At 68.1% G+C, this 21,396-nt stretch carries 19 protein-coding genes; 10 read left to right on the plus strand and 9 right to left on the minus strand.

The window, feature by feature from the left end; translation table 11 throughout:
* Positions 1-75: 75 nt before the first annotated feature.
* Complete coding sequence (locus tag ACLFA2_RS16230) at positions 76-696, minus strand: PadR family transcriptional regulator (protein WP_426621625.1); 621 nt, start codon at positions 694-696, stop codon at positions 76-78.
* Positions 697-886: 190 nt separating this feature from the next.
* Between ACLFA2_RS16230 and secA the strand changes: the two genes are divergently transcribed.
* Both secA and ACLFA2_RS16240 read left to right on the plus strand, forming a co-directional pair.
* Positions 887-3,688, plus strand: a complete 2,802-nt coding sequence (secA, locus tag ACLFA2_RS16235) for a preprotein translocase subunit SecA (RefSeq protein ID WP_029258246.1) — start codon at positions 887-889, stop codon at positions 3,686-3,688.
* A 64-nt stretch (positions 3,689-3,752) separates the two neighbouring features.
* Positions 3,753-4,979, plus strand: a complete 1,227-nt coding sequence (locus ACLFA2_RS16240) for a pyridoxal phosphate-dependent aminotransferase (protein WP_021199852.1) — start codon at positions 3,753-3,755, stop codon at positions 4,977-4,979.
* Here ACLFA2_RS16240 and ACLFA2_RS16245 read toward each other — a convergent pair.
* On the minus strand, positions 4,903-6,144 hold the full coding sequence (locus ACLFA2_RS16245; RefSeq protein ID WP_297554641.1) for an AAA family ATPase: 1,242 nt from the start codon (positions 6,142-6,144) through the stop codon (positions 4,903-4,905). The two genes, ACLFA2_RS16240 and ACLFA2_RS16245, sit on opposite strands and share 77 nt — an antisense overlap.
* A complete protein-coding gene (locus ACLFA2_RS16250; RefSeq protein ID WP_426621626.1) occupies positions 6,141-6,761 on the minus strand; it encodes an SAF domain-containing protein in 621 nt (206 codons plus the stop codon). Before ACLFA2_RS16250 ends, ACLFA2_RS16245 begins: the two co-directional genes overlap by 4 nt.
* Before the next feature lie 97 nt (positions 6,762-6,858).
* On the opposite strand from ACLFA2_RS16250, the gene ACLFA2_RS16255 reads away from it, so the two are divergent.
* A complete protein-coding gene (locus tag ACLFA2_RS16255; RefSeq protein WP_029258242.1) occupies positions 6,859-7,137 on the plus strand; it encodes a helix-turn-helix domain-containing protein in 279 nt (92 codons plus the stop codon).
* Here the strand turns inward: ACLFA2_RS16255 and ACLFA2_RS16260 are convergent.
* On the minus strand, positions 7,125-7,736 hold the full coding sequence (locus ACLFA2_RS16260; protein ID WP_029258241.1) for a hypothetical protein: 612 nt from the start codon (positions 7,734-7,736) through the stop codon (positions 7,125-7,127). The genes ACLFA2_RS16255 and ACLFA2_RS16260 overlap by 13 nt on opposite strands.
* A 131-nt stretch (positions 7,737-7,867) precedes the next feature.
* Between ACLFA2_RS16260 and ACLFA2_RS16265 the strand changes: the two genes are divergently transcribed.
* The gene (locus tag ACLFA2_RS16265) at positions 7,868-8,254 is read left to right on the plus strand and encodes an Rv3235 family protein (protein WP_021199857.1); all 387 of its coding nucleotides are present in this window, start codon (positions 7,868-7,870) and stop codon (positions 8,252-8,254) included.
* 24 nt (positions 8,255-8,278) lie between these two features.
* Complete coding sequence (locus ACLFA2_RS16270; protein ID WP_029266826.1) at positions 8,279-9,763, plus strand: sensor histidine kinase; 1,485 nt, start codon at positions 8,279-8,281, stop codon at positions 9,761-9,763.
* Positions 9,764-9,826: 63 nt separating this feature from the next.
* On the opposite strand, the gene ACLFA2_RS16275 is transcribed toward ACLFA2_RS16270, so the two are convergent.
* Positions 9,827-10,075 carry a WhiB family transcriptional regulator gene (locus tag ACLFA2_RS16275; protein WP_017203224.1) on the minus strand — a complete coding sequence of 83 codons (249 nt, stop codon included), beginning with the start codon at positions 10,073-10,075 and terminating at the stop codon, positions 9,827-9,829.
* A 230-nt stretch (positions 10,076-10,305) separates the two neighbouring features.
* Here ACLFA2_RS16275 and ACLFA2_RS16280 point away from each other — a divergent pair, with 230 nt between their 5' ends.
* Entirely contained in the window at positions 10,306-10,692 is a 387-nt protein-coding gene (locus tag ACLFA2_RS16280) for a hypothetical protein (RefSeq protein ID WP_029258238.1), read from the plus strand.
* 54 nt (positions 10,693-10,746) lie between these two features.
* Here the strand turns inward: ACLFA2_RS16280 and bcp are convergent, their stop codons facing one another.
* Genes bcp through aroA form a run of 3 tightly spaced genes read right to left on the minus strand, consistent with a single transcriptional unit; the run spans position 10,747 to position 13,619 of the window.
* A complete protein-coding gene (gene bcp / locus ACLFA2_RS16285) occupies positions 10,747-11,220 on the minus strand; it encodes a thioredoxin-dependent thiol peroxidase (protein WP_021199860.1) in 474 nt (157 codons plus the stop codon).
* A gap of 9 nt (positions 11,221-11,229) precedes the next feature.
* Positions 11,230-12,300 (minus strand): ribosome small subunit-dependent GTPase A, encoded by a 1,071-nt coding sequence (gene rsgA / locus ACLFA2_RS16290; protein ID WP_021199861.1) that lies wholly within the window; start codon positions 12,298-12,300, stop codon positions 11,230-11,232.
* A 2-nt stretch (positions 12,301-12,302) separates the two neighbouring features.
* The gene (gene aroA / locus ACLFA2_RS16295) at positions 12,303-13,619 is read right to left on the minus strand and encodes a 3-phosphoshikimate 1-carboxyvinyltransferase (RefSeq protein ID WP_031207372.1); all 1,317 of its coding nucleotides are present in this window, start codon (positions 13,617-13,619) and stop codon (positions 12,303-12,305) included.
* 70 nt (positions 13,620-13,689) lie between these two features.
* Between aroA and ACLFA2_RS16300 the strand changes: the two genes are divergently transcribed.
* The 3 genes from ACLFA2_RS16300 to ACLFA2_RS16310 are packed head-to-tail and all read left to right on the plus strand — an operon-like array spanning position 13,690 to position 15,930.
* Positions 13,690-14,352 (plus strand): sigma-70 family RNA polymerase sigma factor, encoded by a 663-nt coding sequence (locus ACLFA2_RS16300; protein ID WP_021199863.1) that lies wholly within the window; start codon positions 13,690-13,692, stop codon positions 14,350-14,352.
* Positions 14,349-14,594: a zf-HC2 domain-containing protein gene (locus ACLFA2_RS16305; RefSeq protein WP_021199864.1), complete on the plus strand. Its 246-nt coding sequence runs from the start codon at positions 14,349-14,351 to the stop codon at positions 14,592-14,594. Before ACLFA2_RS16300 ends, ACLFA2_RS16305 begins: the two co-directional genes overlap by 4 nt.
* 34 nt (positions 14,595-14,628) lie before the next feature.
* On the plus strand, positions 14,629-15,930 hold the full coding sequence (locus ACLFA2_RS16310) for a GNAT family N-acetyltransferase (RefSeq protein ID WP_292775361.1): 1,302 nt from the start codon (positions 14,629-14,631) through the stop codon (positions 15,928-15,930).
* 64 nt (positions 15,931-15,994) lie between these two features.
* On the opposite strand, the gene ACLFA2_RS16315 is transcribed toward ACLFA2_RS16310, so the two are convergent.
* Positions 15,995-19,675 carry a multifunctional oxoglutarate decarboxylase/oxoglutarate dehydrogenase thiamine pyrophosphate-binding subunit/dihydrolipoyllysine-residue succinyltransferase subunit gene (locus ACLFA2_RS16315; protein WP_426621627.1) on the minus strand — a complete coding sequence of 1,227 codons (3,681 nt, stop codon included), beginning with the start codon at positions 19,673-19,675 and terminating at the stop codon, positions 15,995-15,997.
* 160 nt (positions 19,676-19,835) lie between these two features.
* On the opposite strand from ACLFA2_RS16315, the gene ACLFA2_RS16320 reads away from it, so the two are divergent.
* Positions 19,836-21,290 (plus strand): GuaB1 family IMP dehydrogenase-related protein, encoded by a 1,455-nt coding sequence (locus tag ACLFA2_RS16320; protein WP_021199867.1) that lies wholly within the window; start codon positions 19,836-19,838, stop codon positions 21,288-21,290.
* Positions 21,291-21,396 lie beyond the last annotated feature (106 nt).

The following is a 21,396-nucleotide window of genomic DNA, read 5'->3' on the forward strand; positions in this document are numbered from 1 at the left end:
ATGGCTGAGCATCCGCTCGGGGCGAACGGCGATCCCGTGTCCGTCTTGGCGTGCGGAGCACGCCTGTGACGTGGGTCAGAGTGCCGGGAGGGCGTCGGACATCGCCGACACGGTCTTCGCGGGTCGCCCGCGCTTGGGGCGATCGGCGGTGAGCTCGAGCGCCATCGCATGGCGGGGATGCCCGCTGAGGCGCTGAGCGGTGTGATCGAGCCAGCGCACCTCGGCCTCCGCGGCGAAGATCATGGAGTCGGTCAGGAGGGCCCACGCGAGTCCTTCGGGATCGTCGGCGTCGCCCCGCGCTCGGCGCTCCTGCCGAAGAGCTTCCAGCTGTCGCAGGGAGGCCGATTGCTGAGCGAGGATCGCTGCGGTCGCATCGACGCCCGGAAGAGTCGCCGCGACCGCGAGCTTGATCGCGAGTTCGTCCCGGGTGCCCTGGGGGCGCACGACGGGGGAGGAGAGCCACTCGTCGACGTCGGCGATGCCGGCATCCGTGATCCGCCAGTACACGTGTCCGCGATCGTCGGCCTCGCCGCGCGACACCAGGCCGTCACGTTCGAGGCGCTCGAGGGTGTTGTAGATCTGTCCGACGTTCAACGGCCAGACCGATCCGGTGCGGCGATCGAATTCGTGGCGGAGCTGGTATCCGTAGCAGGGCCCCTGCGCGAGGATGGCGAGCAGACTCTGGCGTACTGACATCGTTCGTCCCCCGTGACCGTTCTTTGGAATGCGATACCGAGTATATGGTTGCCGGGCAACCCGACGATCCGACGCGCGGGACCGCCATGCAGGCGACGTGCAGGTCACAGCCCGGTAACATGGCGAAGTATGCCTGGCGTCGGGTTCACCGATGACCGGCGATTTACCCACTGACAGGGAGATGACATCCGTGGCCAATCCTCTTGAGAAGCTGCTGCGCGCGGGCGAAGGGCGGGTCATCCGCCGCCTGAATCAGGTCGTCAAGGCAGTGGGGGCGCTGGAAGAGGACATCTCCAAGCTCACCGACGACGAGCTGCGCAACGAGACCACGGAGCTGCGTGCTCGCTTCGAGAAGGGCGAGACGCTCGACCAGCTGATGCCCGAGGCGTTCGCCGCGGTGCGCGAGGCCGCCAAGCGCACGCTCGGAATGCGCGCGTACGACGTGCAGATCATGGGCGGCGCCGCCCTCCATCTCGGCAACATCGCCGAGATGAAGACCGGTGAGGGCAAGACGCTGGTCGCCACGCTCCCGGCCTACCTGAACGCGATCGCCGGCAAGGGCGTCCACGTCATCACGGTCAACGACTTCCTCGCCAGCTATCAGGCCGAGCTCATGGGACGCGTGTTCCGCGCGCTCGGGATGACCACCGGCATCATCGTCTCCGGTCAGACTCCCGCGGTGCGCCGCGAGCAGTACGCCGCTGACATCACCTACGGCACGAACAATGAGTTCGGCTTCGACTACCTGCGCGACAACATGGCGTGGCGCAAGGAAGACCTCGTGCAGCGCGAGCACTTCTTCGCCATCGTCGACGAGGTCGACTCGATCCTCATCGACGAGGCGCGCACGCCGCTCATCATCTCGGGTCCGTCGTCGGGCGAGGCCAACCGCTGGTTCGCCGAGTTCGCGAAGATCGCCCGCACGCTCGAAGTCGGCGAGGACTACGAGGTCGACGAGAAGAAGCGCACCGTCGGCGTGCTCGAGCCCGGTATCGAGAAGGTCGAGGACTACCTCGGCATCGACAACCTCTACGAGTCCGCGAACACCCCGCTGATCTCCTTCCTCAACAACTCGATCAAGGCGCTGGCCCTGTTCAAGAAGGACACCGACTACGTCGTCATGAACGACGAGGTCATGATCGTCGACGAGCACACCGGCCGGATCCTGGTCGGTCGTCGCTACAACGAGGGCATCCACCAGGCCATCGAGGCCAAGGAGGGCGTGCCGGTCAAGGCCGAGAACCAGACCCTCGCCACCGTCACCCTGCAGAACTACTTCCGCCTGTACGACAAGCTCGCCGGCATGACCGGTACGGCCGAGACCGAGGCCGCCGAGTTCATGTCCACGTACAAGCTCGGCGTCATCCCGATCCCGACGAACCGTCCGATGATCCGCAAGGACCAGTCCGACCTCGTCTACAAGAACGAGACGGCGAAGTTCGCACAGGTCGTCGAGGACATCGCCGAGCGTCACGCATCCGGTCAGCCGGTGCTGGTGGGAACGGTGAGCGTCGAGAAGAGCGAATACCTGTCGCGCCTGCTCGCGAAGAAGGGCGTCAAGCACGAGGTCCTCAACGCGAAGAACCACGCACGCGAGGCCGAGATCGTCGCTCGGGCCGGTCGCCTGGGAGCCGTCACCGTCGCCACGAACATGGCCGGACGAGGAACCGACATCATGCTCGGTGGTAACGCCGAGTTCCTCGCCGTCCAGGAGCTCAAGGGCAAGGGCCTCGACCCCGTGGAGACGCCCGAGGAGTACGAGGTCGCGTGGGATGAGACCTACGAGGCGATGAAGGCCGTCGTCGCGGAGGAGGCCGAGAAGGTCATCGAGGCCGGCGGCCTCTACGTGCTCGGCACCGAGCGTCACGAGTCCCGCCGCATCGACAACCAGCTCCGTGGCCGTTCCGGACGTCAGGGCGACCCCGGTGAGAGCCGCTTCTACCTGAGCCTCACCGATGACCTGATGCGTCTGTTCCAGTCGGGGGCGGCCGAGGCGATCCTCGCCCGCACGAACTTCCCGGACGACGTGCCGATCGAGTCGGGGCTCGTGTCCCGTGCGATCCGCAGCGCGCAGTCGCAGGTCGAATCCCGCAACGCGGAGATGCGCAAGAACGTCCTCAAGTACGACGACGTCCTGAACCGCCAGCGCGAGGCCATCTACGCCGACCGCCGACACATCCTCCAGGGCGATGACATCGCCGACCGGGTGCAGCACTTCATCGAAGACGCCATCAGCGGCGTCGTGAAGGATCACACCGGGGAAGGTCACAACGAGAGCTGGGACTTCGATGCTCTCTGGACCGAGCTCAAGACCCTTTACCCCGTCGGCGTGACGATCGATGAGGTCGTGGCCGAGGCCGCCGACCGCAAGGGCGGAATCGATGCCGATGGACTCACCCGCGAGCTGCTCTCCGACGCCAAGATCGCGTATGAGGCGCGCGAGGAGTCGCTCGGCGAAGCCGCCACACGTGAACTCGAGCGTCGTGTCGTGCTCCAGGTGCTCGACCGCCGCTGGCGCGACCACCTCTACGAGATGGACTACCTCAAGGACGGCATCGGCCTGCGTGCGATGGCTCAGCGCGACCCGCTCATCGAGTACCAGCGCGAGGGCTACGCGATGTTCCAGTCGATGATGGGGCAGATCAAGGAGGAGTCGGTCGGCTACCTCTACAACCTCGAGGTCGAGGTGCGCCGTGCCGGTGACTCGCAGACCGCAGAGGTCGAGGCGAAGGGCCTCGCCACGGACGGCGGCGAGCAGCGACTCGAGTACTCCGCCGCGAACGATGCGGGAGAGGTCGAGGTGCGCAACGACCGCGGTCAGGTCCAGCAGGCGGCCACCGATCGCGTACGCCAGGCGGCGGCTCGCGCGCAGGCTCCGCAGACCGAGCCGGAGGAAGCGCCGCGCGGGGCTTTCGGTCAGCGCACCGATGCAGAGGCGCCCGCTGCCGGGAACCGCGAGCAGCGGCGCGCCCAGGGCAAGAAGAAGAAGTAGCGTCAGCGCAGGGAGGGCCAGTCCGCGTGGATTGGCCCTCCTTTCGTCGCTGTAGGCTTGGCCGATGACCCCAACGCGCAACTTCGACCAGTCGTCGAAGCTCAAGAACGTCCTGTACGAGATTCGCGGAAACGCCCTCGTCGAGGCGGCGCGGTTGGAAGCCGAGGGACACAAGATCCTCAAGCTGAACACGGGCAATCCGGCGATCTTCGGTTTCGACGCTCCGCACCAGATCGTGCGCGACATGCTCGCGGCGCTGCCGACGGCGCACGGCTACAGCGACAGCAAGGGCATCATCTCCGCCCGGCGTGCTGTCGTGAGCCGCTATGAGGAGATCGAGGGCTTCCCTCGATTCGACCCCGATGACGTGTATCTCGGCAACGGTGTCTCCGAGCTCATCACGATGACCATGCAGGCGCTGCTGGATGAGGGCGACGAAGTGCTCATTCCGGCGCCGGACTACCCGCTCTGGACGGCGATGACCAGCCTCGCCGGCGGGACGCCCGTGCACTACCTCTGCGACGAGGATGACGAGTGGCAGCCGGACCTCGAGGACATCCGCTCGAAGATCACCCCACGCACCAAGGCGCTCGTCATCATCAACCCGAACAACCCCACGGGCGTCGTGTACTCCCGTCAGATCCTCGAGGGGCTGGTGCAGATCGCCCGCGAGCACCAGCTGCTGCTGCTGTCGGACGAGATCTACGACCGCATCCTGTTCGACGGCGCCGTGCACATCCCGACAGCGACCCTTGCTCCCGATCTGCTGTGCCTGACCTTCAACGGCCTGTCCAAGACGTATCGGGTGGCGGGATACCGGTCGGGATGGATGGTCATCACGGGACCACAGGACCACGCCAAGGGCTTCCTGGAGGGCATCACGCTCTTGGCGTCCACGCGACTCTGCCCGAACGTCCCGGCACAGCATGCCGTGCAGGCGGCGCTCTCCGGAGTGCAGTCGATCGAGGCGCTGATCGCTCCGACCGGTCGCCTGCACGAGCAGCGCGACATCGCGTGGGAGGGGCTCGAGTCGATCCCCGGCGTCTCCTGCGTCAAGCCGCAGGGGGCCCTGTACGCATTCCCGCGGCTCGACCCGAATGTGCACGAGATCCGGGATGACGCACGGCTGGTGTACGACCTGCTGGTCTCGGAGCACATCCTGCTCGTTCAGGGCACCGGCTTCAACTGGGCGACCCCGGACCACCTCCGGCTCGTCACGCTCCCCGAACCCCGAGTGCTGAGCGAAGCCGTCGAACGACTGGGGAACTTCCTCTCGAGCTACCGGCAGTAGCGGTCTCCGCCTCGGCGGGACAGAGCGTCGTCGCCAGTCGTCTCACGGCGGCAGCGAAGGGCGAGCGGGGAGCCACATCGGTCATGGGGCGCGCATGCAGCAGCGCCGCGTCGGCCGCGCGCTGGTCGAACGGCAGGAAGACGACGTCGGTGATGCCCGCGAACCTCTCGAGCGTGCGCCGCACCTGCCCTCGCGCATCGATCCCGAGGGGCCCCGATCGCACCCGATTGACCACGACGACCACGGGAGTGCGTGCGGCGATGCGTCGCAGCTCGGCATGGTCGCGCACGAACCTGCTGATTCCGAGCGGATCGGCCGAGGCGACCGCGATGATCAGATCAGCCTCTTCCAATGTCGCCGAGGTCGCCGCGTGACGACGTGGCCCCGCGAGATCGTAGGTGACCTCGTCGTCGGCATCGAAGGCGTCGGACACATCGACGACGGTCTCCTCGATCCACTCGCGGCAGGCGGCGAACGTGGCTCTGAGGCGCGTTGCAGAGAGCTCCGGCCAACGGCTGGGACGGTTGATGCCGGGCAGCACCTCGACGTCCCCTCCGCCCGTGGGGACCGTGGTGGCGAGTCTGGTCAGTTCGGCGGAGTCGAGAGCCCCGCGCTCCGCCCGCCGGCACGCGGCGGCCACGCCCGGTGAGTCGTCGCCGAGCCCGAGCAGGAGAGCGAGAGCCGGAGCGACGGTATCGGCGTCGACCAGAGCGGTCCGGCGTCCGGTGCGGGCGAGCTCGGCCGCCAGCTGGATAGCCAGCGTGGATCGCCCCGGGGCGCCGTGCGGACCCCAGACGGCGATGACGCGGTGGGGGAGGATGGACGGCGGCCGCGGCGCCGCATCCGCCTCTGTCGCCAACGTCGCTGCGACCTCCCATCCCGCGGCGTCGGCGCGCAGGGCCGCGGACAGCCCGAGACGGCCCAGCAAACGGCTGTCCGCTCCGCCGAGAGCCAGGATGCGCACGCCGGCCCGATCGCAGGTGGAGATCAGTTCTGGGGTCAGCACCGCGCGCGTGGCGGGGACGATGACGGCTTCGGTGCCGGGAGGGATCTCGACGCCCGGGGCGGGCACGACGATCGAGACCACCTCGATGCCTTCCAGTCCGAGTTCCGCGGCCAGCACGCTCGCGCGGGGCTCGGGAACCGCCACGACGACAGCCGTCACGATCCGGACCCGACCGGCACGACTGAGAGGGCGGCCCCACCGGTGATCGCGGCGAGCACGTCGGCCACATCGGCGCGGTCGATCACGACTTCGAGCTGGCTTCCGGTATCGGCGAGCACGCCCTCCTGGTCGAGCACGTCGTGCACGATCACGTCGGCGACGAGGATGCGCGGGACATCGTAGGACCTGCCCTCGTCGAGGGGCGGCGCCTGCCAGATCTCCACAACCGTGCCCGCCTCGACTCCTTCCGGGATCCTGGTGCTGCTCTGGATCACGACGGTCGTGGAACGGCTGCTGTCGGCGTCGGTCAGGGCTGACGTCGGAACGAGCTCGCCGCTCTGCAGAGTGCGCGCCGCCACGCTGCCAGGACGGACGTCTTCGGGCCCGAGATAGTCGTCGGCCAACGAGCCCAGACCGACGTCGACGACCTGGAAGTCCGAGGAGGTCAGCTCCTCTCCCTGCGCGATCGTCCGCATGGCCTGGAGGGCCGGTACCGCATGGTCTGATGCCGACACGATCAGCCAGACGCCTGCGATGGAGAGCGCTACCAGTGCGATGCCCACGAGGAAGCGGACGTCGCCCCAGAACGCACGCCGAGGAGGAGGGAGGGATGCCATGGCGATATCGTCACAGAAACGGCGTCGATGGTCCGTGAGTTATCCACAGGAGGCGATCGGACCGGAATTCTGGCTCTCCGCGGGAGAGAATGAGGACATGTCCGCCTCTCCTGTTCGCGCCTCGCGTTATCTCGCGCCGGCACAGGTGGCCGAGCTGCTGAGCATCGAGGTGGATGAGGTCATCGCGCTCGTGCATGAGGGACGACTTCGGGGCGCACAACTCGGATCGCCGCCTCGGTGGCGGGTGGAGGAGACCAGTCTCGAGGGGTATCTGGCCGAGGAGTCCGAGAACTCCCGACGGATGGCGCTGTGGCATCAGTCCCAGACCGCGAGCTTCCCCGAGGTCTGGGGCACATCATCGGCTCATCGCAACTGATCGCCGGGGGCGCGTACCGCGACCAGCGCTGAGAACGGGATGATGCGGAACCCGTGCACGGCCCCGGCGAGCCGAGCCTGGCCCGCGTCGTGCACGGCCAGATCGAGGTGATCGGCAGCGGCGCGGTCGATCGTGCCATGGACGTCGTCGCCCACCCGTGTGCTGATGTGCACCGGGACGCGTCGCCGCGCGAGGTCACGCAGCACGAAACCGAGAGTCATCCGCTCTCGTAGCGGTATGTCAGCAGACGGCGGTGCGTCGAGACTCGCCAGGAGCATGCCGTGATCCGTCGCGACACCGCTGACGGCCGCGAGCGGAAGGAAGAGGGCGGTGGAGTCGCCGTGTGCCGCGCCAGTGCCGCGCGTGGAAACCGCGACCCAATCCGCACCGAGGCACTGCAGCGAGACCGGAATTCGTCTCCCGTTCGTGAGGTCGATCGTGGCGTCCGCACCGGTGCGGCACAGCGCGCGCAGCCGAGAGCGCAGATCCAATCGCGCGATGCGAAGCCGTTCCGACTCGGCGTCCAGCACCGCGCGCTCGGCCTCCCATTCCGATGCCAGCTGGCCTTCGAGGTCTTCGAACAGTCGGTCCCAGTGCATTCGACAGAGCGTAGGCGACACCATTCCCCGGCTGTACGAGTTATCCACATTCCTCCACCTTTTCCGCCCTCGTCCGGGCATCGCGGTGCTGTACTTGCTCACTCGCAGACCTCCCCGATCGAGAGTTCGACATGATGCCGCACGAGTACTTCGCACCCCAGCCGACACCGACCATCGAGCTGCCCGACCCTGTTCCGCTTCTGCGCAGCCTCACGCACGGCGTGCTCGAGGTTCTCGCGGGTGTCAGAGAAATCGATCAGCTCGCCCGATGGTTCAGCGAAGAGGCGTTCCGCAGCCTGGTCACCCGATCGAACCTCTCCGCGCGAGCACGCAGTGCACGCGGAGTGCCTCCTGCACGTCCGACCTTCGAGATCCGCGCGCTACGAGTCACCGAGCCCCTCGACGGTGTCATCGAAGCCGTGGTGGTGGTCGCGGGTCCCGGTCGAACCCGGGCGGTCGCGGTGCGCCTGGAAGGGACGGATCGTCGCTGGCGCGCGACTTCGCTGGCGATTCTCTGAGGCATGTGACCGTAGGCTGGTCAGGTGTCAACCCTCAGCGATCTCGCCCATGCCCAGGGACTCCTGAACGACAGCGATGTCGAATGGCTCCATCGTCTCGCCGGCGACGGACAGCTCCTCGCGGACCTGGCCTCGGCCGACATCGTGATCTGGATCCAGACCGACGACGGCTCCTTCATCGCGGTCGCGCACGCGCGACCGAGCGGCGCCGCGACCCTCTTCTATCGCGACATCGTCGGTGAACGGGTGCGGCCGCAGTGGCGCACGCAGGTCCAGGGCGCCTTCGAGTCCGCCGAGATCGTCGATTCCTCTTCGCCTGACTGGTTCGAAGAGACGCCGACCAGAGTGCGAGCCGTGCCGATCGTGAGTGTCCGCCGCGGCGCCGACGCCCAGTCCACCGTGATCGGAGTGGTCACCCGGCACACCAACCTCGGCGAGGTGCGCACGCCCTCCCGTCAGCAGATCACCTTCGACGAGTGCGCGAACGATCTTTTCCGCATGATCGCCGACGGAAGCTTCCCCGACCTCACCGCACCGACGTCACCGCGTCGCGGCGCCCCGCGAGCCTCCGACGGACTCATCCGCATCGACGTCGACGGGATCACCACATTCGCCAGCCCGAATGCGCTCTCCGCCTTCAACCGGATGGGTTTCGACGACGAGCTCGAGGGGGAGTCGCTCGCCGAGGTCACCACTCGGCTGGTGCCGCCTTCCCGACAGGTAGACGAGTCTCTGCCCGTCGTCGTCACCGGACGCGCGCCGTGGCGCACCGATATCGAGGCCCGCGGGGTGACGGTGTCGCTGCGCGCCATTCCGCTGAAGGACCACGGCACCCGGATCGGGGCGATCGTCCTCTGTCGCGATGTGTCGGAGCTGCGTCATCAGGAGCAGGAGCTCATCACCAAGGATGCGACGATCCGGGAGATCCACCACCGGGTGAAGAACAATCTGCAGACGGTGGCCTCCCTGCTGCGGATCCAGGCACGTCGCACGCATTCCGACGAGGCGCGGGACGCGCTCACGCAGGCCATGCGCCGCGTGGATGCCATCGCCGTCGTGCATGACACGCTCGCTCAGGGCCTCACGCAGAAGGTCGATTTCGATGAGGTCTTCCACCGCGTGCTCAAGCTCGTCGCCGAGGTCGCCTCCGCGCCCAACACGCGCGCACGCACGCAGTCGACCGGACGCTTCGGTGTGCTGCCGAGCGAGTACGCGACTCCGCTCGCGCTCGCGCTGACGGAGGTCGTGACCAACGCGGTGGAGCATGGTCTCGCCGGGCAGGAGGGCGTCGTGACGATCGACGCCAAGCGCACCGAGGAGAATCTCCGCGTGACGGTGCGGGACACCGGACTCGGCCTGCCGGAGGGGCGGATCGGCCAGGGGCTCGGCACTCAGATCATCCGCACCCTCATCCAGGGCGAACTCGGTGGAACGATCGAATGGCACGGGAGCGACGGAGAAGGCACCGAGGTGGTCATCGACATCCCGCTGCGCTGGCTCGAGAGGTGAGCACGGCCGCTCCCGAACAGACGGAAGCGGCCTGAGAGTCGATCTCAGGCCGCTTCCGGACGATCAGGAGGCGCGGCGGGCGCGGGCGGCGCGACGCTTCAGAGCGCGGCGCTCGTCTTCGGAGAGACCGCCCCACACGCCCGAGTCCTGGCTGGTCTCCAGGGCGTACTGCAGGCAGATCTCGGTGACGGTGCAGGTGGCGCACACAGTCTTCGCCTTCTCGATCTGATCGACGGCCGGGCCGGTGTTCCCCACGGGGAAGAAAAGCTCGGGGTCGACAGTCAGGCAGGCGGCCTTATCGCGCCAGTCCATGGGGGCTCCTCGGTGTGGATTTCAAGAGATGTCGCGATGCGACCTCTCGGATTCGGGTAGTAGTTCGGGTTCCGCTACCCTGTTGAGATGCGGACGGAATGCCCGCGAATTGTGATGCGAGCGTGAACGCTCGCCCCACGCCGCTGTGGGAGCACATGACTTTCTCTATTCTGTTACATGAAAACCGTGAAATCAAGGGTTTTCTCCTCTTTCGATCCTTGGGAGACACCGTGCGCGCACCCGGAATCGCCCTCGCAGCTGCGGCGGTCCTCGCCCTCGAGGCGGTGGCTCTCCTGGTCTTCGCCGTGATCGAGCTCGCCGGCCTCGGTGCGGGCGACGCGGCCTCGCTGCCGACGGCGCTGGCACTCATCGTGCTCACGCTGATCGGTGCCGCAGCCCTCGTCGCGTTCGCCGTCGGCACACGCGTGGGCAAGTCGTGGGCGCGGTCCGGGGGAGTGGTCTTCCAGGTGCTCGCCGTGGCTCTCGCGCTGGCGTCTCTCACGCTGCAGCCGATCGCGTGGACATTCACCCTCGGTGTCGGGCTTCCCGGGCTGGTCGGATTCGTCCTGCTGATCTCGAGCGCGCGTCTGGAAGGCCCGCAGCGCGCTGCCGAGTGACCTCAGCGCCGTGCGGGCCGCGGGGCCCATCGGCCTCGGATCGAAAGTCGCGGCTCAGGCGTCGATGCCGAGCTGCTTGCGCAGTCGTGCGACGTGGCCGGTGGCCTTGACGTTGTACTGCGCGAGAGCGATCTTGCCCTCTTCGTCGAGCACGAAGGTCGAGCGGATAACGCCCTCGATGCGCTTGCCGTAATTCATCTTCTCGCCCCACGCGCCGTACGCCGTGTGCACCGCGTGGTCGGGATCGCTCAGGAGCGGGAAGGTCAGCCCGTCGCGCTCGCGGAACTTCGTCAGCGTGGCGGGTTCGTCGCGCGAGATGCCGATCACCCGATAGCCGGCGCCCTGGAGCGAGGAGATGCTGTCGCGGAAGTCGCAGGCCTCGGTGGTGCATCCGGGGGTCATCGCCGCCGGATAGAAGTACAGCACGGTCTTCTGGCCGCGCAGGTCGTCCAGACGGACGGTGTTCCCGTCCTGGTCGAGGAGGGAGAAGTCGGGGGCGGCGGTTCCGGGTTCGAGGCGCTGAGTCACGTGTCCAGCCTAACGGCCGGGCGCCTGCTCCGCCTTGTCCGCGAAGGTCTGCAGGAGCCGCTGCAGGGAGTCGAGCCGCGCTCGACCGGTCTCGCCCAGTTCGCCGCTCTCCGCGGCCTCGATGAGGGCACAGTCGGGGGCGTCGGCGAGGTGGGTGCAGCCGCGAGGGCAGTTCTCGGCGATCGCGGCGAGCTCGGTGAACGCCGCAAGGATGTTCGCGGGATCGACGTGTCCGAGACCGAACGAGCGCACGCCGGGGGTGTCGATGACCCAGCCGGTCCCGCGGGGGCCTTCGTAGCGCAGCGACACCGTCGACGACGAGGTGTGCCGCCCGCGTCCGGTGACCTGATTCACGTGGCCGGTGGCGCGCAGCGCCGTCGGGACGAGCGCGTTGACGAGCGTGGACTTGCCCACCCCGGAGTGGCCGACGAAGACGGTGGAGTGTCCGACGAGGGATGCGCCGATCTCGTCCACGGGCATCTGATCCTGCGCACTGGTGAACACCCGCAGGTCGAGCCCGTCGAAGTGCGTGAGGAACTCGGTGGGATCCGCGATGTCGGTCTTGGTGACGACGAGGAGTGGGCGGATGCCGGCATCCAGCGCGGCCACGAGATAGCGGTCGACGAGTCGGGCGCGGGGCTCGGGGTCGGCAGCCGCGACCACGACGAGCATCTGATCGGCGTTGGCGACGATCACGCGCTCGACCTGGTCGGTGTCGTCGGCACTGCGTCGCAGCAACGAGGTGCGGTCGATGATGCCGACGATGCGGGCGAGGGTGCCTTCGTCTCCCGATGTGTCGCCGACGACTCGTGCCTGATCGCCGGTGACGATCGGCATACGTCGCAGCTCCCTGGCGCGCGTGGTGGTGATCATGCGCTCCTCGGCGGTGTCCTCGCCGAGGAGGACGGAGTACCTGCCGCGGTCGACGCCGAGCACTCGACCCACCTGCGCATCCTCGTGCGCTGGGCGACGTTTGGTGCGCGGGCGGTTCGCCTTCGGGTTGGGGCGCGTCCGGATGCTGCTCTCGTCGAAGTCCTCGAAGTCGTCTTCGAGGTCGTCGGCGTCGTCGAGCCAGCTCATCCTCAGCCCCGCAGCATCCGCTCCCAGAGCATCGTGAACTCCGGGAGGGTCTTGGCGGTCGTACCGATGTCGTCGATCTCGACGGCGGGGATGCGCAGGCCGATGAGCGCTCCGGTGGTGGCCATCCGGTGATCGTGATGTGCGGCCCATCCGCCGCCCTGCAGTGGGCGGGGGATGATGCGGAGGCCGTCGGGAAGTTCTTCGGCTTCGCCGCCGAGCTTTCGGAGGTTGCCGATCAGTGCGGCGATCCGGTCGGTCTCGTGCAGACGGATGTGCCCGATGCCGCGGATCGTGGTCGGAGACTCCGCGAAGGCGGCGAGGCCGACCAGGGTCGGCGTCAATTCGCTGGCCGCGGAGAGGTCGAGATCGAGGCCGCGGATTCCGGAGCCGGCGCGCACGGTGAGCGTGCCGCCGTGACGGCCGACGTGCGCTCCCATGGCCTGGAGGATCTCGGGCAGCAGCGCACCGGGCTGGGTGGAGTGGGCGGGCCAGCCCGTGATCGACACCGATCCGCCCGTGACGAGTGCCGCAGCGAGGAACGGTGCGGCGTTGGAGAGATCGGGTTCGATCGCGATCTCCTTGGCGCGCGGCACGCCCGCTTCGACCAGCCATTCGCCGACAGCGGGGCGCTCGATGCGGATGCCGCGTCGGCTGAGGGCCTCGATCGTCATGTCGATGTGCGGGAGGCTCGGCAGGTGCTCGCCGGTGTGGACGAGGTGCAGGCCGACGTCGAACCGAGGAGCGGCGAGCAGAAGCCCGGAGACGAACTGGCTGGATGCCGAGGCGTCGATCTCGACCCGTCCACCGCGGATCCGACCGTGACCGCGGATCGTGAAGGGGAGGGCCCAGGTGCCCTCGTCGTCGATGTCGACGCCGAGATCGCGCAGCGCGCTGATCAGGCCGCCCATCGGACGGTGGAGGGCGGTCTCATGGGCGGTGAGATGCACGTCATGTTCCGCGAGTCCGGCGAGCGGGGCGATGAATCGCATCACGGTTCCGGCCTGCCCGCAATCGATCGTGGTGCCGCCACGGAGCTTCGCAGGGGTGACGACCAGATCGGGTCCGAACTCGTGTCCGGCGTCCACCTCCTCGATACCGACCCCGAGAGCGCGGAGAGCGTCGACCATGCGCGCGGAGTCGTCGGAGTGCAGCGGCGAGATCAGGCGGCCGGGACCGTCGGCGATCGCGGCGATCATCAGCTCGCGGTTCGTCAGCGATTTGGAACCGGGGATCGTGAGCTCGGCGTGCACCGGCACGTCGATCGTGGGCGCGGCATAGGCGCCCTGCACACGGGAAGGGGAATACCTGTTGGCGCTCATCGGTTCTCACCTTAGTAAACACAGGGAGCTTCGTCGCGAAAGACAGGCATCCGGACGCGAAGGAGAGAGTATGCCGGCGACGTTGGAGCGCGAGGTGTTCGACCTCAGCGGCCTAGACTGGCCGATGATGGATGACACCGCAACCGCAGACACCGTCAGCGACCCTCGGCGCGAGTTCGAGGAGCAGGCGATCCCTTTCATGGATCAGCTCTACGCCGCGGCGATGCGCATGACGCGCAACCCGGCCGACGCCGCCGACCTCGTGCAGGAGACCTTCGTCAAGGCCTACGGGTCCTGGGCGACGTTCTCGCAGGGCACGAACCTCAAGGCGTGGTTGTACCGGATTCTCACGAACACCTACATCAACATCTACCGCAAGCGCCAGCGGGAGCCGTTCCAGGGAACGATCGACGAGCTCGAGGACTGGCAGCTGGGCGGAGCAGAGTCGACCACGGCGTCGCACAGCCGGTCGGCCGAAGCCGAAGCCATCGACCGGATGCCCGCGTCGGTCGTCAAGGACGCGCTGCAGGCCGTTCCGGAGGATTTCCGGCTGGCGGTGTATCTCGCCGACGTCGAGGGCTTCGCGTACCAGGAGATCGCCGACATCATGAAGACCCCCATCGGCACCGTCATGAGCCGTCTGCACCGTGGCAGGCGGATGCTGCGGGAGCTGTTGGCAGATTACGCCGCTGAGCGGGGCATCGCCGCGGCTGAGACGAGGAGCAAGAAATGAGCGACTGCGGCTGCGACAAAGCCCGTCAGGATCTGGAGGAGTACCTCCGCAACGAGGTGTGCAAGACCGAGCACACCGAGATCCGCGAGCATCTCGAGAACTGCCCGTCGTGCCGGGACGAGGCGCTCGTCGCCACCACCCTCACCGATGTGATCGCCCGTGCCTGCAAGGAGACGGCTCCGGAGGAGCTGCGCGACCAGGTGTTCGCGCGTCTGCGGGCCGTTCAGGCGACACAGCACTGACACACGCGTCGGAGGCCGTCGCTAGTGTGGATGGATGACCTCCATCGATGCGCGCGACGTTCCCGCTGACAACACCTCGACGGAAAGACTGGCCGGATCCGGGCTCGAGTACCGAGTCGTCGATCTGAGCGACGAGGCGAGCGCTTCCGCCTTCGCCCGCGCTGTCGACCGAGGGTTCCTCGGGTCCGACCCGAACGCCGAGATGCGGGCTCAGGTGCGGAAGACGTTCGCCGAGCGACGGAACATCGGTGTCTTCGAGAAGACACCGCCGGCGACCGCTCTGCCGGTGGCGACGATCAACAGCTGGGTGACTCCGCTCACCGTCCCCGGCGGCGAGATCCCCATGTGGGCCATCAGCGTGGTCACGGTCTCGGCGACGCACCGGCGTCGCGGGATCGCCCGGGCACTGCTCGAGGGCGAACTGCGCGCGGCAGCATCCGCAGGGGTGCCGATCGCGGGGCTCACCGTGTCTGAGGCGACGATCTACGGTCGGTACGGGTTCGGATCGGCGATCCCGGTCGCGCGTCACACGGTCGACACCCGACGCGCAGGCTGGAGCGGTCCGACGCCGACCGGCCGGCTCGAGTACATCGATGGCGAGACCCTCGCCGCCGATCTCGGCACGGTGCACGAGCGCGCCCGGGGCCGGGCGTCGGGCCAGATCCCCGGCTGGCAGGGTCGATGGGAGGGGTACGCGGGCGTCGCGCCCACCCCGGATCGCGACCAGGCGCGCGGGGTGCGCTACCTCGACGAGGAGGGTGCGCTGCGCGGTGTGATGGCGTACACGGTGGGGGAGGCCGGCGGAACCTTCCGCTTCCGGATGGACGTGCGCCTGCTGGTCGCCGAGACCGACGATGCGCGCACCGCGCTGTGGCGTTTCGCGCTGCAGCACGATCTCGTCGACGAGGTGGTCGCCGACCTCCGCCCGATCGACGACCCGCTGCCGTGGCTGGTCCACGACACCCGCGGGGTGAAGCAGGAGGTGCACGATCACGGGTGGCTGCGCATCCTGGATCTGCCGACCGCCCTGACCGCGCGCCGCTATTCCGCACCGATCGACACGGTCCTTCGCGTGGAGGACTCTCTGGGCTTCGCGAGCGGCGACTGGCGTCTGCGCGTCGATGACGCCGGGGTCGCGACGGTGGACGCGGCCGCGGGAGGCTCCGCGGTCGACGTCACACTCGACGTCTCGACGCTCTCCGCGCTCTACGCGGGGGGTGTCCGTGCGTCCACACTGCACGGTGCCGGACGGATCTCCGCCGAATCCGAGGCGGTCGAGGCGCTCGATCGGGCGCTCGTCGCCTTCCCGGCACCGTCGCTCGACATCTGGTACTGATTCCGGAGGGGAAAACGAAAGGGGCGCCACGACCGAAGTCGCGGCGCCCCTTCTCGTCTGACGATCAGCCGAGGGTGACCGCCGCGCGGATCAGCGCGGCCTGCTCAGCCGCGTGGACCTTCGAGGATCCGGTCGCCGGCGATGCCGAGGCCGGGCGCGACACCGGGCGGAACGAGCGGTCTCCGGGAACGTCGGCGAAGGCGAGCGCCAGGAACGGCCAGGCGCCCTGGTTCTCCGGTTCTTCCTGCACCCACACCAGTTCTGCGTTCGGGTAGGAGTCGGTGATGGCCTTGAGCTCGTCGATCGGCGTCGGGTACAGCTGCTCGAGCCGGACGAGGGCGACCTCGGGGTTCGGGTTCTTCTCGAGCTCGGCACGCAGATCCCAGTGCACCTTGCCCGAGTGCACGAGCACCCGCTTGACGGCGGTGCGGTCGAGCCCGCGGTCGTCATCGATGACCGGCTCGAAACGACCCTGCGTGAACGCCTCGACCGGGCTCGTCGCGCCGCGCAGACGCAGCATCGCCTTCGGTGTGAAGACGATGAGCGGCTTGCGCGGTCGGGCGTAGGCCTGGCGGCGCAGCAGGTGGAAGTACGACGCGGGGGTCGACGGACGCGACACGATCATGTTGTCCTGCGCGCACATCTGCAGGAAGCGCTCGATGCGTGCCGACGAGTGGTCCGGCCCCTGGCCTTCGTAGCCGTGGGGGAGGAGCAGGGTCACGCTGGACTGCTGTCCCCACTTCTGCTCGGCGGCCGAGATGTACTCGTCGATGACCGACTGGGCACCGTTGACGAAGTCGCCGAACTGGGCCTCCCAGAGCACGAGCGCCTCGGGAGCCTCCACCGAATAGCCGTACTCGAAGCCGAGGGCGGCGTACTCGCTGAGCAGCGAGTCGTAGACGAAGAAGCGCCCTTGAGCGTCGGAGAGGTTCGACAGCGGCAGCCATTCCTGGCCGTTCGCACGGTCGTGCAGGGTCGCGTGCCGCTGCACGAACGTGCCGCGGCGAGCGTCCTGGCCGGCGAGCCGGACGGGCGTTCCCTCCACCAGCAGCGAACCGAATGCGAGCAGTTCGCCGAAGCCCCAATCGATGTTGCCGTTTCGGCTCATGTCGAGGCGCTTGTCCAGCAGCTGCTGGATCTTCGGGTGCACCGTGAAGCCCTCGGGCTTGTTCACGAAGGCGTCGCCGATCATCTGGATGACCTCGCTCGGCACACCGGTGACCTCGGGGGCACCGACCTGGTCGTCGACGGGGGCCTGCTCCGGAGCGATCGGCAGAGCGCCGGTCTCGGCGGCGTGCGTCTCGGCGAACGCGATCTCCAGGCGGTTCTGGAAATCGGCCTTGGCCTCGTCGTACTCCTGCTCGGTGATGTCACCACGGCCGACGAGCGACTCGGTGTACAGGCGGCGGACGGAACGCTTCGCCTGGATGAGGTCGGTCATCAACGGCTGCGTCATCGAGGGGTCGTCGCCCTCGTTGTGACCACGTCGGCGGTAGCAGACGAGGTCGATCACGACGTCACGGTGGAAGCGCTCGCGGTACTCGAACGCGAGCTGCGCGACGTGGATGACGGCCTCGGGGTCGTCGCCGTTCACGTGGAACACCGGCGCCTGGATCGTCTTGGCGACGTCGGTCGAGTAGATCGACGTGCGGCCGTCGTTCGGCGTCGTGGTGAATCCGACCTGGTTGTTCACGACCACGTGGATCGTGCCACCGGTGCGGTAGCCGCGCAGCTGCGACATCTGCAGCGTCTCGACCACGACACCCTGACCGGCGAAGGCCGCGTCGCCGTGCACGAGGATCGGCAGCCAGGCGAAGGTGCCGATCGGCTTGCGGTCCTGTTTGGCGCGGACGATGCCTTCCAGCACGCCATCGACGGTCTCGAGGTGCGAGGGATTGGCGGCCAGGTAGACCGGAAGCTCGGAGTCGTCGTCGGCGACGAAGGTGCCCTCGGTGCCGAGGTGGTACTTGACGTCGCCGGAACCGCGCTGGTTGCCCGGGGTCTGCGTGCCCTCGAACTCACGGAACACCTGGCCGTAGGTCTTGCCGGCGATGTTGGTGAGCACGTTCAGACGGCCGCGGTGCGCCATGCCGATCGCGGCGCCCTCGAGGCCGGCGGTCGCGGCGCCCTGAAGGATCTCGTCGAGCAGCGGGATGAGCGATTCGCCGCCCTCGAGCGAGAAGCGCTTCTGACCGACGAACTTGGTCTGCAGGAAGGTCTCGAAGGCCTCGGCCTCGTTGAGCTTGCGGAGAACCCGCAGCTGCTCGTCGTGGCCGGGCTTCTGGTACTTGACCTCCACCTTCTCCTGGAACCAGCGACGCTGCTCCGGGTCCTGGATGTGCATGTACTCGATACCGAGCGTGCGGCAGTACGAGTCGCGGAGCACCCCGAGGATGTCGCGGAGCTTCGCGATGCGCCGACCGCCGAACCCGCCGGTGACGAACTCGCGGTCCAGGTCCCAGAAGGTGAGGCCGTGGCTCTCGATCTCGAGGTCGGGGTGCGAGCGCTGCACGTACTCGAGCGGGTCGATGTCGGCCATCAGGTGTCCGCGCACACGGAACGAGTTGATGAGCTCCTGCACACGGGACTGCTTGTCGACGCGCTCGGCGAGGTCGACGGCGATGTCGGGGTTCCAGCGGATCGGCGCGTAGGGGATGCGCAGGGCCGCGAAGATGTCGTCGTAGAAGCCGCGCTGGCCGATGAGCAGCTCGTGCACCTTCTTCAGGAACTCGCCGGAGCCGGCGCCCTGGATGACGCGGTGGTCGTAGGTGCTCGTGAGCGTGATCGTCTTGCCGATCGCCAGCTCGTTGAGCGTCTTCTCGCTCGCGCCCTGGAACTCGGCGGGGTACTCGAGGGCACCGGCTCCGATGATGCAGCCCTGGCCCTTCATCAGACGCGGCACCGAGTGCACGGTTCCGATGCCACCCGGGTTCGTCAGCGACACCGTGGTGCCCTGGAAGTCGCCGGCCGTCAGCTTGTTGCCGCGGGCGCGGGTGACCAGGTCTTCGTAGGCGGAGAGGTACTCGGTGAAGGTGAGGGTGTCGGCGCGCTTGATGCTGGGCACCATGAGGGCGCGTGTGCCGTCGGGCTTGGGCAGGTCGATCGCGATGCCGAGGTTGACGTGCGCCGGCGCGACCACGGAGGGCTTTCCGTCGACCTCCGCGTAGAACACGTTCTGGCTGCGGAACTCGTCGAGTGTCCGGATGAGCGCCCAACCGATGAGGTGGGTGAAGCTCACCTTGCCGCCGCGGGTGCGTGCCATGTGGTTGTTGATGACGATGCGGTTGTCGATCATCAGCTTGGCCGGCACGGTACGCACGCTGGTGGCGGTCGGGACGGTGAGCGACTCGTCCATGTTCGCCGCGAGGGTCTTGGGCAGACCGCGCAGCGGCGTGACCTTGTCCTCTTCGGCGGGCGCCGGAGCGTCCTTCGACTCGGATTTCGCCGGCTTCGGGGCCTGGGCGGGGATCGGCGCGGCAGCGGCGGGCTTGGCCGTCGTGCGCGCCACCGGCTGCGAACCGATCACCGGGATCGGTGCGGTGACGGGATGAGCCGCCGCCGGCGCATCGGGTGTTGCCGCGGGAGCTGCGGAAGCCGTCTCGGAGTGGTACTTCTCCAGGATGGGCCACCACTCCTTGTCGACGGAGTCGCGGTTCACCTTGAACTGCTCGTAGAGCTCTTCAACGAGCCAGGAATTGGCTCCGAACCCCCCGTCGCCGTTGACGCCGGTCACCTGGTTCGACACTCTCGATCGCCCTCTTTCATCGCTGAAGCTCTCTGGTGCGGACGTCGACGCAGGATGCGTTCGGGCCCGCACACTCTCGACCAACAAGCCTAATGTGTTTCGCTATGGGAATCGTCGAAGCTGAGCGCCCACCGCGTCGCGATCTGGGTACCGTGGAAGCATGAAGTTCTCTGGAGAGCAGCCGGCCGTCGATCTGACCTACTCCGACGTCTTCCTGGTACCGCGCAGATCCGCGGTCACCAGCCGTCTCCAGGTCGACCTCGCCCCGCAGGACGGCACCCCGGCGACCCTGCCACTCGTCGCCGCGAACATGAACTCCGTGACCGGCCCGCGCATCGCAGCCGTGCTCGCGCGGCGTGGCGCGCTCGGCGTGCTGCCCCAGGACCTGCCGCTGCAGGATCTCGATGCGGCGATCCGCGAGGTGAAGTCGCAGCCCGTGCTCTGGGACACGCCCATCGTGCTGCCTCCCGAAGCATCGGCGGCCGATGCGCTCCGTCTGCTCCCGGCGACCAGCGGTCACGGGATCGTCGTCGCCCGCGGCACGGCGCCGATCGACGTCGAGCACATCCTCGGGATCCTCCCGGCGACCCGCCTGGCCACGGCGCTCCCTGATGCGCAGCTCGGCGACCTCGTGCACCACGGCACGCCGGCGATCGACGCGGACGACATCGGCTCGGAGCGGCACGCGTTCGATGTGATCACCGACGCAGGCGTCGAGATGGTGACCGTCGTGCACCACGGACACCTCGTCGGAACGCTGAGCGCCCGGAGTGCGCTGCGCTCGACGCTCTACCGCCCTGCGGTCGATTCCGATGGGCGCCTCGCGGTCGCCGCGGCCATCGGGATCAACGGCGACGTCGCGGCCAAGGCCAAGGCACTCGCAGCGGCAGGCGTCGACGTTCTGGTCGTCGACACCGCACACGGCCACCAGGAGGGGATGCTGCGGGCTCTGCGCGCGGTGGCGGAGCTCGACCTCGGCCTCCCCGTCGTCGCAGGCAACATCGTCACCGCCGACGGCGTAGCCGATCTGGTCGACGCGGGGGCCTCGATCCTCAAAGTCGGCGTCGGCCCCGGCGCCATGTGCACCACCCGCATGATGACCGCGGTCGGCCGCCCGCAGTTCTCCGCCGTGCTCGAGACCGCGCAGGCGGCACGCGAGCTCGGTGCGCACGTCTGGGCCGACGGTGGCGTGCGCTATCCGCGCGATGTCGCTCTGGCCCTCGCCGCCGGCGCGGCCTCCGTCATGGTGGGATCCTGGTTCGCCGGCACCATCGAGGCGCCGGGGGAGTTGCAGCGCGACGCAGAGGGGCGTCTGTTCAAGGAGTCCTGGGGCATGGCGTCGACCAAGGCCGTCCAGGCGCGCTTCGGTCGCCTCGACGCCTACGAGCGTGCTCGCAAGGAGCTCTTCGCCGAGGGCATCTCCTCATCGAAGATCTATCTCGACCCGCTCCGTCCCGGGATCGAGGACCTTCTCGACATGATCACCTCCGGTGTCCGCTCATCCTTCACCTACGCCGGCTCCTCGTCTGTACCGGAGTTCCATGAGCGCGCAGTGGTGGGCCTGCAGTCGGCGGCCGGCTACGAAGAGGGCAAGGCGCTGCCGGTCAGCTGGTGACCGCGAGCGCACTCCCCGTCGTCTTCGGTACAATCGTCGGCATAATGGACGACCCTCCCAGTTGTAGAACATCGCCCCACTGTCCGCCTCTCTCACAGGAGAGGAA

Origin of the sequence: Microbacterium sp. As-52, assembly GCF_049949185.1 — a bacterium.
GTDB classification, from domain to species: domain Bacteria; phylum Actinomycetota; class Actinomycetes; order Actinomycetales; family Microbacteriaceae; genus Microbacterium; species Microbacterium maritypicum_A.

What these genes read in the sequence shown, in the direction of transcription:
- ACLFA2_RS16230 (WP_426621625.1), bottom strand. Translation starts at nt 696, where the DNA reads ATGTCAGTACGCCAGAGTCTGCTCGCCATCCTCGCGCAGGGGCCCTGC.
- ACLFA2_RS16240 (WP_021199852.1), top strand. Translation starts at nt 3,753, where the DNA reads ATGACCCCAACGCGCAACTTCGACCAGTCGTCGAAGCTCAAGAACGTC.
- ACLFA2_RS16250 (WP_426621626.1), bottom strand. Translation starts at nt 6,761, where the DNA reads ATGGCATCCCTCCCTCCTCCTCGGCGTGCGTTCTGGGGCGACGTCCGC.
- ACLFA2_RS16255 (WP_029258242.1), top strand. Translation starts at nt 6,859, where the DNA reads ATGTCCGCCTCTCCTGTTCGCGCCTCGCGTTATCTCGCGCCGGCACAG.
- ACLFA2_RS16260 (WP_029258241.1), bottom strand. Translation starts at nt 7,736, where the DNA reads ATGCACTGGGACCGACTGTTCGAAGACCTCGAAGGCCAGCTGGCATCG.
- ACLFA2_RS16265 (WP_021199857.1), top strand. Translation starts at nt 7,868, where the DNA reads ATGATGCCGCACGAGTACTTCGCACCCCAGCCGACACCGACCATCGAG.
- ACLFA2_RS16275 (WP_017203224.1), bottom strand. Translation starts at nt 10,075, where the DNA reads ATGGACTGGCGCGATAAGGCCGCCTGCCTGACTGTCGACCCCGAGCTT.
- rsgA (WP_021199861.1), bottom strand. Translation starts at nt 12,300, where the DNA reads ATGAGCTGGCTCGACGACGCCGACGACCTCGAAGACGACTTCGAGGAC.
- aroA (WP_031207372.1), bottom strand. Translation starts at nt 13,619, where the DNA reads ATGAGCGCCAACAGGTATTCCCCTTCCCGTGTGCAGGGCGCCTATGCC.
- ACLFA2_RS16300 (WP_021199863.1), top strand. Translation starts at nt 13,690, where the DNA reads ATGCCGGCGACGTTGGAGCGCGAGGTGTTCGACCTCAGCGGCCTAGAC.
- ACLFA2_RS16305 (WP_021199864.1), top strand. Translation starts at nt 14,349, where the DNA reads ATGAGCGACTGCGGCTGCGACAAAGCCCGTCAGGATCTGGAGGAGTAC.
- ACLFA2_RS16310 (WP_292775361.1), top strand. Translation starts at nt 14,629, where the DNA reads ATGACCTCCATCGATGCGCGCGACGTTCCCGCTGACAACACCTCGACG.
- ACLFA2_RS16320 (WP_021199867.1), top strand. Translation starts at nt 19,836, where the DNA reads ATGAAGTTCTCTGGAGAGCAGCCGGCCGTCGATCTGACCTACTCCGAC.